The organism is Terasakiispira papahanaumokuakeensis, from assembly GCF_001709345.1.
GTDB classification, from domain to species: Bacteria; Pseudomonadota; Gammaproteobacteria; order Pseudomonadales; family Halomonadaceae; genus Terasakiispira; species Terasakiispira papahanaumokuakeensis.
The window spans coordinates 1,661,353-1,674,227 of record NZ_MDTQ01000001.1; the positions used below are offsets into that span (position 1 = coordinate 1,661,353).

Genomic DNA, 12,875 nt, shown 5'->3' on the forward strand with positions numbered 1-12,875 from the left:
CTTTAACTTTTGTTTGAGCTGATACGTCAACTCTTTACTTATTAAGCAGCCGAGGTGAAATCAATGAACACCCATACGCTGGAACGTCTTGAATCAGAAGTTCGCACATATTCTCGCTCCTTTCCTGTTGTCTTTAACCGAGCCAAAGGCGCCAAGCTCTATACCGAATCAGGCACTGAGTACATTGACTTTCTGGCCGGTGCTGGCACGCTCAACTATGGTCACAACAATCCTCGTCTGAAAAAGGCCCTCGTCGACTATATTATGGATGACGGGATCACCCATGGTTTGGATTTCTTCACTAAGGCTAAGCGTGAATTTTTAGAGACGTTTGAAAGCATTATTCTGCAGCCACGTGGCCTTGAATACAAAGTTCAGTTCCCTGGGCCAACAGGCACAAATGCTGTCGAAGCCGCTCTACGTCTTGCGCGTAAGGCAACCGGACGAACCAATATCATTACCTTCACGAATGGTTTCCATGGCGTCACCATGGGGGCACTGGCCACAACAGGGAATAGTAAGTTCCGCGAAGCTGCTGGCCTGCCGACTCAGGGGTCAAGCTTCCTGCCTTATGATGGGTATATGGGAGAAGACGTCGATACCCTGGACTACATGGAAAAGGTCCTCAACGATGCTTCAAGCGGTATTGATTTTCCGGCAGCCGTCATTGTTGAAACGGTGCAAGGAGAAGGGGGGATTACTGCTTCTTCCATTAAATGGTTACAACGCCTTGAGAAGATTTGCCGCGCCCATGAAATCTTATTAATTGTCGATGATATCCAAGCAGGCTGTGGTCGTACCGGTAAGTTTTTCAGCTTCGAACATGCGGGGATCAAACCTGATATCGTCACTTGTTCCAAGTCGCTATCAGGATATGGTTTACCGTTTGCCATGGTATTGATGCGTCCTGAGCTGGACCAGTGGAAGCCCGGCCAATATAACGGTACTTTCCGTGGCCACAACTTGGCCTTTGTCACAGCGGCTGCGGCTATTCGTGAATACTGGCAGGATGATGCCCTAGCCAATGAGATTACGCGTAAAGGAATGCTGGTTGAGCAACGGTTTAAGAAACTGTCTCATCTGCTGGCGGAGGTTGGTATCAAAACCTCAACACGGGGACGTGGTTTGATGCGCGGTCTTGCCTTCCCTAATGGTGAGATGGCCGACAGCATTACCTCAGAGTGCTTTGAAAATGGTCTAGTGATTGAAACCTCTGGCCCAGAGGGCGAGGTCGTGAAGTGCTTGTGCCCATTGACGATTACTGAAGAAGAACTGACCCAAGGCCTGGACATTGTTTCTCGGGCAGTTGAAAAGCTGATTGCACAGCATTCAACAGAACACAAAATGGCGGCAAATGCCTGATATTTTACTAAGTTGTAGAATGTAAAGTATGTTGTGTTGTAGGGCATGAAGCATAAAGGCTGTAAGGTGTGAGGCATCAGGGTGATCCACTCATGATCACCCTGATACAAATGAATAGAAGGCTATTGATTAGCATAAGGAGTAGCCTGTGTTTGTTCGAAACCTGGAAGAGTGTCGTAAAACAGATCGTTTGGTCACGGCCGAAAATGGCAACTGGGATAGCACACGCCTGGTACTTGCTGAAGACGGAATGAATCACTCATTCCATATCACACGCATCTTTGCCGGCACTGAAACGCCCATTCATTACAAACACCACTTAGAAACGGTGTACTGTATTGAAGGAGAAGGCGAGGTCGAGACTGTTGCAGATGGCAAAGTCTGGCCGATCAAACCAGGCGATGTTTATGTCTTGGATAAGCACGACCAACATTTATTACGTGCCAGTAAAGACAAGACAATGACTGTGGCTTGTGTTTTCTATCCAGCCTTAACGGGTAAAGAAATTCACCGAGAAGATGGCTCTTATGCTCCTGCTGATGAGCAGTCATAACGCCAAGGCGAATAGGGCCTAAGCCAATAAGCAGGCCGGGATAGATTATGGATGCAACCCAAATGGTCTAAGGACGATTTGGGTTGCATTTGGTTATAGGCAGCATTGCGTTATTCGCTGCCAGCGGTGCGAGGTGCCTGCTTGCTAAAACTAATCGTAATAGAGCCGACTGAAAATCCCCACTTGCGCATAGTCGACCGGTTCAAGACAGTGCCATCAGGCTGCAAGTACAACCAATCTTCGATCGCAAAAGTCCAATAATCACCCTTGTCTAGCTCCACACTCAAGTCATAATTCATATGAACCGCATGACCGTACTGGCAAGCATAGGCGGTGCCGATCACATCGGCAGCAGACCCTTCAAAGCAATGCTCATCGACAGGTTTAAAAGTCCATACTCGTTGGCTCGTTTCACCATTGGCATATTGAAAATGCTCATCCATGATGAAGTGGCCCTTGGCATCTGTATGCCCTTCAATAGAGACAGTAAAGCGCCGAGTCACTTCTCCAGAAAAATCCTGTACCATCCCTGATGCCCAGGTTTGACCTGCAAAATAGGATTGAATATCAAACTGGGGAGTGGTGTTCTCATAATCACGAACCTCAGGACTGGAGCACCCCACAAGGCCAACGAATAAGAGCCCACACGCGATATGCCAACTTTTCACTTTTAATATCCCCATCGGTTGTCTATCTAATGACACACCAGATGAACTTATACACCACAACGACATATCACAAGCGCTATATCAAAAATCACGCTGACACTGTTAACCCCCCATAAGCTACCCCAAAAGACCGATAATTCATATTATGTTAAATGCAGACTCAGTAGAACATCCTGTATAATTGTTTTATTGTTCTTGCACCTCTTTTCCCTCCTTCCTTTCAGTGCCTTTAGAGCCCTCGCTTTTCAGCGGTTTTTAAGATGTATTAAATTGTCTTTTTCAAGAGACACTCTCATAAATACACTGATGCCGTTAGAATACACCGCATCCATGTCTAACGGAGGTTCTTGTCTATGCGATCGGTCCAACGCAACGCTTTGCGCTGGTGCTTAATGGCCACTCTGGCTCCAGCATTACTGAGTGGCTGCCTGAATCAAACGCGCCCATCCGTATCAGCTGAAGAACTGTCTCAACAGCTCGATCAACGTGACAAGCACCTTGTCTCCAAATTGAGTGAAGAGCTGAAATCAAGGCAGATGACAAAAGATGCCGAAGAACGCTTGACTCAAATTGAACATCAACTCGAGAACCTACCTGAAGCGCTGGATGAGCGTATCAGACGCCAGCTCAATATGGCGATGCGCTCATTAAAAACACAGCAGCAACTCGCCGCGGCAGGAGAAGACCCATCAGCGACGAGCCAACTCGTCCAAAGTGCAACCGATGATATGCCCCAAGGCAAATTACTGTTAGGCCGCGCGGAGTGGATTGCGTTACCACAGCAAAGCGTTGTGCTCCGTGCACGCATTGACTCTGGTGCCAATACCGCATCATTACATGCCATCGACATTACAACGTTTGAGCGTGATGGCGATACCTGGATACAGTTTGATCTGCCCTTACCTAATGATGCTGACGAAGAAGCGGTTGCGCGTGGCGATGAAGCCACCTCAGATGACGCTGAAGACGATGATAAATCTCCTCGGCAGACAGTGAAAATTGAAGCACCTCTGGATCACTATATTCGTATTCGACAAGCCAGCGGTGTTGAAAAACGTCCGGTCGTCAAATTACCGATACAGCTGGGGACGTTAAGTCAAAATGTAGCGTTTACGCTGACAGACCGTGGCGATATGACCTATCCAGTATTATTAGGACGCCGTTTTATGCTGGATCTTGCCTTAATCGATGTCTCTCAAGAATACATACAGCCACGCCCTCAGATTGACACCGCTCAAGCGGCCAAGAAAAACGCTTCTGAGACTCAAAATAATGACTAATCGGGGAACTCGGCATGAAGCCTGAACAAATCCATGCCAAGCGACCCAAGTCGCTCTTAAAATGGATTATCGTATTTCTATTGGTTGCGGGTACGGCGTACACCCTATATCGACACTATATTCACGGCATTGCTTGGTGGCCGGATACCCGTCAGGAGCTTTGGGATGTCGAAGCTCGTGTCGAGTTTGACGCTACCGGTGGGCCTGTTCATGTCAAGCTGGCACTCCCCGCCTCTCAACCTGGATTCATTCTGCAGTCGGAACATACGGCATCGCCAGGGTATGGTCTTGGATTTGATGAAGGACGCCAACGCTATGCCGACTGGACATTGCGTAATGGCCAAGGGAGTCAACTGCTCTATTATCGGGCCCAGTTTCGTGTCGACCCCCAGCGGCGTATTCCTCAGCTAGGTGAGCCGCCAGAGATTCGACCTGTGGTCTGGAGCACACCGCTCAAAACAGCCGCCGCTCAACTATTGGCTTCTGCTTATCAGGTTTCATCTGACCCCTTCAGTTTCGCAAGAGCATTGGCTCAGCGATTACAGAATCCAGACAATCAGAATGCCCGTCTATTACTGAGCGAGCTCTCGCCTGTCGAAGCCATGCTTCGCTTACTGAATCAGGCCGACTTCCACGCCCGCGAAGTTCATGGCCTGCGCTTAGAAGATGGCCGTCGACGTCAACCAGTACAGTCTCTGGTGCAAGTATTTTCCGGCAATGAGTGGCGCTTATTTGATCCATCGAGCTCTCAGCCCTCTGCAACGACATCAGGTAGTGATGCCAAAGTACCTTTGTTGCTTTGGGAACAGCTAGGTGGCCCTGTTTTAGAAGTGGTCGGAGGCAAGAATTCTTCAGTCACCTTCTCAATGCTGAAAACTAGCGAGCCTGCGACGGCCAGTAGCAATACGCGCATGGCGTCTGATGCATTGCTAAGCCTCTCGATTCACAGCTTACCCATCGCAGAGCAATCAGTGTTTAAGACACTATTATTGCTTCCCCTAGGAGCCTTGATTGTTGTCGCCTTAAGGGTGCTCGTTGGCCTCAAAACATCGGGCACTTTCATGCCGGTGTTGATTGCCCTCGCCTTCTTACAAATGAGCATTTTGACGGGCCTTATCACTTTTCTGCTGGTGGTTGGCGCGGGCTTGCTGTTGCGTCAGACGCTCGCCAACTTGAATTTGCTGCTTGTCGCACGCGTCTCTGCTGTCATCGTCTGCGTGGTGGGGCTGGTGTCGCTCTTCTCGGTACTGAGCTTTCATCTCGACATCGAAAGCGGTCTGAAAATGACCTTTTTCCCCATGATCATCCTCGCCTGGACGATTGAGCGTATGTCCATTTTGTGGGAAGAAGAAGGGCCTCATGAAGTGTTGGTACAAGGGTTTGGCAGTCTGATGACCGCCACCTTGGCCTGGGCCGCAATGGATTTGTCAGTGATGCGTTACTGGATGTTTAACTTCCTGGGATTACAGCTGATTGTCCTCGCTTTAATCTTAATGCTAGGCAGTTACACCGGTTACCGTTTAAGTGAACTCCGCCGTTTCGCGCCCTTAAGGAACAATGATTGATGAAATTCGTTGATATCCTGCAACAATGGAGTCGCCCTCTGCGTGACAAAGGCGTCATGGGGCTTAATGAGCGCAATATTAGTTATATCAATCGATATAACTCGCGCCACTTATATCCCCGTGTTGATGACAAACTCAAAACTAAGCTTTTAGCTGAACGCTATCGGATCAATACGCCCGAGCTTTTGGGCGTCATCCGAAGCCACGGTGAAATCAAACGATTAGCTGAAGTGCAACCCGCCCAAGGCGGGTTTGCCATCAAACCGTCCAAAGGCAGCGGTGGCAAAGGGATCTTAGTGATTCAGCAGCATGATGGTGAACGCTATCAAAAAGCGAGCGGCGAATGGATTGACCGCTCACGCGTTGAACGTCACCTTTCGAATCTGATCTCAGGGCTTTACAGTCTTGGCGGCAGTCCTGACGTCGCCATCATAGAGCGCTTGATTAACTTTGATCCCGCTTATAGCGATTTCACCTTTGAGGGAGTGCCTGACATTCGCGTGATTGTCTTCAAAGGTTACCCTGTCATGGCCATGATGCGTCTTTCGACAAAATCATCCGACGGTAAAGCCAACTTGCATCAGGGCGCTATTGGGGTGGGCCTGGATCTTGCGAGCGGCAAGGCAACGCGGGCCGTACAGCACGACCGCCCGGTGATGGAACACCCAGACACAGGTCAGGCATTAAGCGAACTGATCATTCCTGACTGGCAACATCTGCTGACCTTGGCCGCTAGCTGTTACGACATGGCGGGCCTAGGCTATCTGGGCGCTGATTTAGTGCTTGATAAAGATTATGGCCCACAACTGTTAGAACTCAATGCTCGACCCGGCCTTGCCATTCAACTGGCTAACGGGTGTGGTTTAAAACCACGGCTGGCCTTGGTTGAATCATTGGACGAAGAAACACCTGATCGTCCCGATGCGGCGGATCGAGTAGCTTGGGCTCAAAAACAATTCAGCACGCCAGAGGTGGCTTTTGAGCTTCCTGTCGCGACAGTATAAGATGGCGCCATATGAGAGATTGCCTCTATCTTACAGCGGGACATAAGCTGAATGACTGACCACGTGACAACGTTGATTCAACAAGCCGAGCAACTCTGCCAGACTTCCGGCCTCAGACTCACCCCTACACGCAAACGCGTGTTGGAGCTTATTGCGGATATGCCTGGTGGCGCGAAAGCTTATGACATACTGGATCTTCTAACACGGGAGAACCCTTCAGCACGCCCACCCACCATTTATCGTGCGCTTGATTTTTTGATGGCACATGGATTGATTCATCGAATTGAATCACTTAATGCATATGTGAGCTGTAGCTGCCCTCATCACGTTCAAGCTTTCCAGTTATTGATCTGTGATGAGTGCGGCGATGTTCAAGAGGTTCATGACCACTCAATCAACATCCACCTTGATCGTGTGGCTGAAGATTTTGGTTTTGCCACACGCAGAAAAACGATCGAGCTTCATGGCTTGTGTCATGTTTGTCAGCAGTCAGAGCAAGAGCAGCAAGAGCAGCCAGAACAAGATCACTGATCAGAAGTACTGACAGTATATATCCGCTACCAGCCCCCGCTTTCATCGCCGAGTCATCATCGCTCGGCGATCATGACGAATGACCTTTCAGCAGTTCAAATCTTTCACCGATACAAACAGTGATATAAAACACAACGGTATAAAACGCCCAATCGCTTGCACCGGATTAAGCATGCGCAATAACGAGACGATTCGCAGATGCAGCTCAGGCTTGGCACACCAAGTGTTACGTTATAACATATGAGTTCAAAATTACGTTTTCGTTTTACTATTGATCGCTTTATCACGGTGAGGAAGCCCTAATGCAAAAACAAGCAACACACTGGATCGAAAGACTTAAAACGGGAGCAATGCACATTGCGATCGCCAGTACTTTGACGCTGGGCCTTCCGCAACTTAGCTGGGCTCACGACCCTCTTGAGGTTTTTGTCAGTATTGCCCCTCACCAATATATGGCCGAACAGATCGCTGGCGATCTCGCTCATGTCACCGCGCTGGTGCCCCCCGGACAAGACCCTCACCTATTCGAACCGACACCCCGTCAAATGGCCTCATTAGAGAAGGCGAATGTCTACTTTCGCGCAGGTATGGAGTTTGAAGATGGCTGGCTAAGCCGTATCAAAGCCATTAACGAAGACATGCAAATAGATGATTTGCGCAAAGGCATTCAAGTCCGCAACATTGAGGGTGCCGTTGCGGATTGGGATGAAGATAGCGACCACGACCACGACCACGACCACGACCACGACCACGACCACGACCACGACCACGACCACGATCATCATCACCACCATCATGCGGGATTACCAGACCCTCATATCTGGATGAACCCACGTTTTGCTATTCAGCAAGCCATCGATATCCACGATGGATTGGTACAGCTAGACCCCGCACACCGCGAGGCGTATGATCGCGGACTAGCTCAATTAAAACAGCAATTTGAGCACGCGGATCAAATGCTTACTCAGCAATTGACCCCGTTGGCAGGGAGTCCCGTGTTAGTATTCCACCCTTCCTGGGGTTACCTCACTGACCGCTACAATCTGAAGCAATGGCCTATTGAGCTGGGTGGGCACGAGCCGACACCTCGACAACTTGCAGAATTAACCGATAAAGCAAAACAAGCCAAAGTGAAACTCATTTTAGTGCAACCCCAGATGAGCAAAGCGACAGCTCAACGCGTGGCGGAACAGCTGAACGCCAAGATTATTCAGGTTGACCCCCTCGCCTATGATCTCCCCAAAACCTGGGCACAGATTGGCGAAGTATTGAGTCATGAGTCACAGGGTCAGTAATATAAAACGCAACTGGCGATTGATTCAGTTCATCATAGTGAATAAGCCCGACTAGGCCTCAGTGATAAAGCGACAGAGTGATAAAAAGAGACTGTATGCAAACCCCGGTGATTAATATTCAGAACCTTGACTTTGATTATCAAGGTCAAACGGTTCTCCATGACGTCAATTTGAACGTTCACCAGGGTGAGTTTCTGGGTATGGTGGGGCCAAATGGCGGAGGCAAGACAACCTTATTCCGCCTTATTTTGGGCCTCATCCAACCCCGACGAGGAAAAATCACTGTACTGAATCAATCGCCCCATCAAGCCAGGCGTGCTATTGGTTATGTCCCCCAGGCTTTAAAGTTTCCAGTCGACTTTCCCATGACGGTCGAAGAAGCCGTTTTAATGGGCCGCCTCGGCCCAGGCAATCGGCTTGGGTTCTGGAAAAAAAACGATCGCACCGCAATCGAACCTATTCTTGAAGAGACAGGGTTAATCCCGCTTCGCAAACGTCGGCTTGAAGACTTATCAGGTGGACAGCGGCAGCGTGTTTTTATCGCTCGCGCTCTGGCAGGCAATCCTCAACTATTACTGCTTGATGAACCTACTGCCAACATTGATGTACAGATGGAAGAAGATCTGTTTCAGCTTTTCAGGCAATTAAACCAGAGAATGACAATTGTCGTCGTTTCACATGACTTAGGCTTTGTCAGTCATTATGTTTCCCGAATCGCTTGTGTTAACCGAAGCCTGCATTGCCATAACAGTACTCAAATCACCCCCGAACTCATTGAACATATGTACGGCCACCCGGTTCGAGTGAGCCGCTTTGCTCAAGAGACAGCCTGATGCCGGAGTTTATGAGTAGCTTTATCACGGCCTTAGGCCAACACAGTTTTTTACAAATGGCCTTGGCCGCTGGATTATTAGCCAGTGTCGCTTGCGGTTTAGTTGGCAGCCTTGTTGTCGTCAAGCGAATAGCTTACCTCGCTGGCGGATTAGCTCACATGGTGCTGGGTGGAATGGGGGTTGCCGTCTACTTCCATTCAGATCCCATGGTCGGTGCAGTTATCTCAGCACTCGTTTGCGCCTTGTTGATTGCTTGGGTTAGCTTACACTGGCAATCACGTCAGGATACGGTCATCTCAGCCATGTGGGCCATTGGCATGGCCACAGGGATTCTTTGCATTAGCCAAACGCAAGGCTATCAAGTCAACTTAATGAGCTACTTGTTTGGCAATATCCTATTAGTCGGAAGCACTCAGCTTTGGTTAATGGCGCTGATCGACGGCATTTTAATTGCCGCGGTACTGGCGTTTTACAAGAGCCTGGAGGCGGTTGCCTTTGACGAAGAGTATGCGCGCTTACGCGGTATCCCCGTCACACTCTTCTATATCTTATTATTATGCATGGTCGCTTTAACCGTCGTGCTACTGCTTCAAGTTGTCGGATTGATTATGGTGATCGCCCTTTTAACCTTGCCTGCGGCTATCGCCAGCCATTTTTGCAGCAGCTTAATTAAGATGATGGGGTTGGCGACGCTGTTGGGTGCCGGCTTTACAACAGGCGGACTGATGCTCTCGTGGGAACCCGACCTGCCCGCTGGAGCCAGTATTGTGGTCTTAGCGGGTGCCGGTTACTTATTCGCTTTGATGATCCGCTGGCTATGGCAAAAGAGGCAGCATCTACGTTTACACCAAAACACTCGCCAAGACGCTCATCAAAACACTCACCATCAAGACCGTGAGTTGTAATGATATTCAGCTTGAATGCTCAGAAGCTTAGCATCGATACCTTGAAACTTGGTTCATAACGCACTTGATCAAACGGGAGAAATAATGGGCAGCTCCACGCCATTTTGGCAGGCACTCGAAAGCGCTGAGACAGGTACCCAGCGACCACTCGAAGAAGCGCTTGATGCTCTCGCATTTAATGAAGCCGGTCTTATCCCTGCGATTGCACAGCAGCATGATACCGGTGAGGTCTTGATGATGGCCTGGATGAACCGAGAAGCACTTGAAACGAGCATTCAAGAGCGCCGCGCTTGTTATTGGTCACGTTCTCGCAACCGACTCTGGCGCAAGGGCGAGAGCTCAGGCCAAGTTCAGCAACTATACTCAATTCACACCGATTGTGATGGCGATACTTTATTACTCAAAGTCGATCAACAAGGTGCCGCTTGTCACACGGGGCGACGAGACTGTTTCTATGTCGCACTCACTGAAACCCATGCAGAAGTCGATCAATCACCTTTAGTTGATCCAAACACCTTGTATGGCAACCCGTGATGAAACGCGTCAATCCAGCGCAAAAAATGACACTTTGGCTGATCCGCCAATATCAAAAATGGATCAGCCCAATGCTTGCACCCAGGTGCCGCTTCCACCCCAGCTGCTCTCAATATGCGGTTGAGGCCATTCGTTATAAAGGTTTCTGGCGTGGCACTGGGCTTGCAATTTGGCGTTTGCTGCGTTGCCATCCTTGGCATCCTGGAGGCTATGATCCGGTCCCTGGAACCGATGCATCAGGACGTCCTCTAAACACTTCAACGCCACCCGTTCATCAGGTCTCGGACAGGGCTCACGCAAAAAAGGCCCACGCAAACAAAACTCAGCCATAACAAGTTCGCCTGAATACTCACGACAGAGTAAAGCCAGAGTAAAAGGTCAGAGTACGCTTAAGCCTACTGCTCAAGCTGAGCAATGGTGAAAATTCGCTTAATCATGGCATGCAACCCATTACTGCGAGTCGGGCTTAAGTGCTTATCCAAACCCAGCGCCTGCATAAAGCTATCCGGAGGCGTCTCTAGAATATCTTGCGGCGTGCGATCATTGTAAATTTTCATCAGAATGGCAATTAATCCTGAGACAATCGCGGCATCACTAATGGCATCAAAGTGTAAATAGTCGCCTTGTCGCTGCGGCCGAATCCAAACCTGGCTTTGACAACCTTCAATTTTAAACGCCTCTGTCTTCCACTCATCCGGATACTCTGGAAGCTGTTTTCCAAGGTCAATAATGTATTGATAACGATCCATCCAGTTATCAAAAAACTCAAATTCATCAAGCAGTTCTTGCTGTGCGTCTTGCGCGCTCATGCCCGCTCCCGTGGTTTAATTGATCGGTAGTTTAATTGATCAACAGTCATTCGGTTTATCTTGTGGGTATTCTATCACTCTCCAGCCTCATCATGCTGCCATGGCATCTGCCAGATCATACGATCCTGCTGATCCGCCCAATCCTGATCATCTTCATGCAAATAAAGGCGTGTCGTCGCCAAACTGGCATGACGAGCCTGCCGAGCTAAAAAGCGTAACTCCATCCCGGCATCAGCATAATGGGTAATCGAAGTATGCCGAAACCAATGAGAAGAGGCTCGCGATAGCCGCTTAGCAACATCGGGCTGCTCATCCTCGATCGCAACTGAAGCCTCATCTGTCAGCCGCTTCAAAGACCGATAAATCATATTAGGTGTTACCCCAGAAATACCGCTCAGTCGGCGAATCATTGGGGAACGATCATCAGCATCAGGAAAGTCCGACAACCCCAGATAACGCCGATAGGCGACTAAAGCCGTTAGCACGGCATTGGGCACCGGAACTTCTGCATATTTCTGCCCTTTACCCAATACACGCCACCACCAACGCCCTCGCCATTCAAAAAGATCATTCATCTTGGCCGCGGCTACTTCATGCACTCGGGGCGCTAAACCGTACCAAAAAGCAAGCATAAATCGCCAACGCTGGATCTCAGCTTCGCGCCGACGCCCCTCCCCCACATTCAGCCCACTCAGAAAGGCAATCAACGCTTGCCAGCTTTGTTGATCTAAATGTCGTTCACGTAGGGCATGAGGCTCGGTTGACTGGCGCTTAGACTTGACCAAAGCAAATGGGTTACCTGAGAGATAAGCCGCATCCTGCAAGTACTGGAATAGGCTTTTCAATATTCGACACGCTTGTTGAATACTGCGATCACTCAAGGGGCCTTGAAAAGGGCGCCACTGCCCACTCCGTTTCGACGCTCGCGGTCCACACCACTGTGCATACGGCTGAGGATTCGCCATAAACGCCATATATTGACGTATATCGTCACGATTCAGACTGGAAAGTGCTTTACCACACGACAACCAGCACCAAAGCAAGAGCCTCTCAGCTTCCTTACGGTAAGCCCGCCAAGTCTGTGGACGGGATTCATATTCAGACAACCAAGACTCGACCGCCTCGACATCATCTCGCGCAGGAATCTGGCAAGGCCCATCCCAAAAACGATTAATCCCCCGCCGCCCACTCAAGGGCTCAGGCAGCTGTCGAGCCAGCTCCTCAAGAGGCGCTATCCCCGTTTTTAGTGTGACGTTGTTGGCCATAAGGATCTCGTCATTTAAGTATCCGATGGATTCTAACAGCTGTAATGAAAGAATTCATGATAATAAAAGTTATCATGAATAAAGTACAAATATCGTAATGTATTTTACGTAATACACTTATTACACTATGATATCTCTACATCACCACCGAGATAGGTCGTAACCGCACGGTGCAGCATGATTCACCGGCTCATACGTCACTTAATCAACACTGACACTTAACCCGTAGCGGCGCCGACCAATACAGACACCCCAGCGATAACAGGAGCAT

General features: G+C 49.3%; 14 protein-coding genes. 11 read left to right on the forward strand and 3 right to left on the reverse strand.

Annotation, left to right across the window (positions count from 1 at the left end; translation table 11 throughout):
• Positions 1–63: 63 nt before the first annotated feature.
• Both ectB and BFW38_RS07305 read left to right on the forward strand, forming a co-directional pair.
• Complete coding sequence (ectB, locus tag BFW38_RS07300; RefSeq protein ID WP_068997799.1) at positions 64–1,362, forward strand: diaminobutyrate--2-oxoglutarate transaminase; 1,299 nt, start codon at positions 64–66, stop codon at positions 1,360–1,362.
• A gap of 148 nt (positions 1,363–1,510) precedes the next feature.
• Entirely contained in the window at positions 1,511–1,915 is a 405-nt protein-coding gene (locus BFW38_RS07305) for an ectoine synthase (protein WP_068997800.1), read from the forward strand.
• A gap of 110 nt (positions 1,916–2,025) precedes the next feature.
• Here the strand turns inward: BFW38_RS07305 and BFW38_RS07310 are convergent, their stop codons facing one another.
• Positions 2,026–2,583 (reverse strand): DUF3833 domain-containing protein, encoded by a 558-nt coding sequence (locus BFW38_RS07310; protein WP_245686102.1) that lies wholly within the window; start codon positions 2,581–2,583, stop codon positions 2,026–2,028.
• Positions 2,584–2,936: 353 nt separating this feature from the next.
• Between BFW38_RS07310 and BFW38_RS07315 the strand changes: the two genes are divergently transcribed.
• The 9 genes from BFW38_RS07315 to yidD all read left to right on the forward strand — a co-directional run bounded on the left by BFW38_RS07315 (position 2,937) and on the right by yidD (position 10,862).
• On the forward strand, positions 2,937–3,863 hold the full coding sequence (locus BFW38_RS07315) for an ATP-dependent zinc protease family protein (protein WP_068997802.1): 927 nt from the start codon (positions 2,937–2,939) through the stop codon (positions 3,861–3,863).
• Between the two features lie 14 nt (positions 3,864–3,877).
• Positions 3,878–5,428 (forward strand): inactive transglutaminase family protein, encoded by a 1,551-nt coding sequence (locus BFW38_RS07320; protein ID WP_068997803.1) that lies wholly within the window; start codon positions 3,878–3,880, stop codon positions 5,426–5,428.
• A complete protein-coding gene (locus tag BFW38_RS07325; RefSeq protein WP_068997804.1) occupies positions 5,428–6,432 on the forward strand; it encodes an alpha-L-glutamate ligase-like protein in 1,005 nt (334 codons plus the stop codon). Before BFW38_RS07320 ends, BFW38_RS07325 begins: the two co-directional genes overlap by 1 nt.
• A 51-nt stretch (positions 6,433–6,483) precedes the next feature.
• A complete protein-coding gene (locus BFW38_RS07330; RefSeq protein WP_068997805.1) occupies positions 6,484–6,963 on the forward strand; it encodes a transcriptional repressor in 480 nt (159 codons plus the stop codon).
• A gap of 302 nt (positions 6,964–7,265) precedes the next feature.
• Positions 7,266–8,258 (forward strand): metal ABC transporter solute-binding protein, Zn/Mn family, encoded by a 993-nt coding sequence (locus tag BFW38_RS07335; protein ID WP_084004514.1) that lies wholly within the window; start codon positions 7,266–7,268, stop codon positions 8,256–8,258.
• Positions 8,259–8,353: 95 nt separating this feature from the next.
• Positions 8,354–9,091, forward strand: coding sequence for a metal ABC transporter ATP-binding protein (locus BFW38_RS07340; RefSeq protein ID WP_068997806.1), 738 nt, complete (start codon positions 8,354–8,356; stop codon positions 9,089–9,091).
• Entirely contained in the window at positions 9,091–9,996 is a 906-nt protein-coding gene (locus BFW38_RS07345) for a metal ABC transporter permease (RefSeq protein ID WP_068997807.1), read from the forward strand. The genes BFW38_RS07340 and BFW38_RS07345 overlap by 1 nt, the downstream gene beginning before the upstream one ends.
• An 84-nt stretch (positions 9,997–10,080) precedes the next feature.
• Positions 10,081–10,530, forward strand: coding sequence for a phosphoribosyl-AMP cyclohydrolase (gene hisI, locus BFW38_RS07350; RefSeq protein WP_068997808.1), 450 nt, complete (start codon positions 10,081–10,083; stop codon positions 10,528–10,530).
• 71 nt (positions 10,531–10,601) lie between these two features.
• On the forward strand, positions 10,602–10,862 hold the full coding sequence (yidD, locus tag BFW38_RS17670) for a membrane protein insertion efficiency factor YidD (protein ID WP_425427893.1): 261 nt from the start codon (positions 10,602–10,604) through the stop codon (positions 10,860–10,862).
• A 63-nt stretch (positions 10,863–10,925) separates the two neighbouring features.
• Here yidD and BFW38_RS07360 read toward each other — a convergent pair whose 3' ends face one another.
• Positions 10,926–11,339: a SufE family protein gene (locus BFW38_RS07360; RefSeq protein WP_068997810.1), complete on the reverse strand. Its 414-nt coding sequence runs from the start codon at positions 11,337–11,339 to the stop codon at positions 10,926–10,928.
• Between the two features lie 74 nt (positions 11,340–11,413).
• Positions 11,414–12,604: a tyrosine-type recombinase/integrase gene (locus tag BFW38_RS07365; RefSeq protein WP_068997811.1), complete on the reverse strand. Its 1,191-nt coding sequence runs from the start codon at positions 12,602–12,604 to the stop codon at positions 11,414–11,416.
• Between the last annotated feature and the right edge of the window lie 271 nt (positions 12,605–12,875).

Coding starts and splice junctions, on each gene's coding strand:
- ectB (WP_068997799.1), top strand. CDS start 64: ATGAACACCCATACGCTGGAACGTCTTGAATCAGAAGTTCGCACATAT.
- BFW38_RS07315 (WP_068997802.1), top strand. CDS start 2,937: ATGCGATCGGTCCAACGCAACGCTTTGCGCTGGTGCTTAATGGCCACT.
- BFW38_RS07320 (WP_068997803.1), top strand. CDS start 3,878: ATGAAGCCTGAACAAATCCATGCCAAGCGACCCAAGTCGCTCTTAAAA.
- BFW38_RS07325 (WP_068997804.1), top strand. CDS start 5,428: ATGAAATTCGTTGATATCCTGCAACAATGGAGTCGCCCTCTGCGTGAC.
- BFW38_RS07330 (WP_068997805.1), top strand. CDS start 6,484: ATGACTGACCACGTGACAACGTTGATTCAACAAGCCGAGCAACTCTGC.
- BFW38_RS07335 (WP_084004514.1), top strand. CDS start 7,266: ATGCAAAAACAAGCAACACACTGGATCGAAAGACTTAAAACGGGAGCA.
- BFW38_RS07340 (WP_068997806.1), top strand. CDS start 8,354: ATGCAAACCCCGGTGATTAATATTCAGAACCTTGACTTTGATTATCAA.
- BFW38_RS07345 (WP_068997807.1), top strand. CDS start 9,091: ATGCCGGAGTTTATGAGTAGCTTTATCACGGCCTTAGGCCAACACAGT.
- hisI (WP_068997808.1), top strand. CDS start 10,081: ATGGGCAGCTCCACGCCATTTTGGCAGGCACTCGAAAGCGCTGAGACA.
- yidD (WP_425427893.1), top strand. CDS start 10,602: ATGCTTGCACCCAGGTGCCGCTTCCACCCCAGCTGCTCTCAATATGCG.
- BFW38_RS07360 (WP_068997810.1), bottom strand. CDS start 11,339: ATGAGCGCGCAAGACGCACAGCAAGAACTGCTTGATGAATTTGAGTTT.
- BFW38_RS07365 (WP_068997811.1), bottom strand. CDS start 12,604: ATGGCCAACAACGTCACACTAAAAACGGGGATAGCGCCTCTTGAGGAG.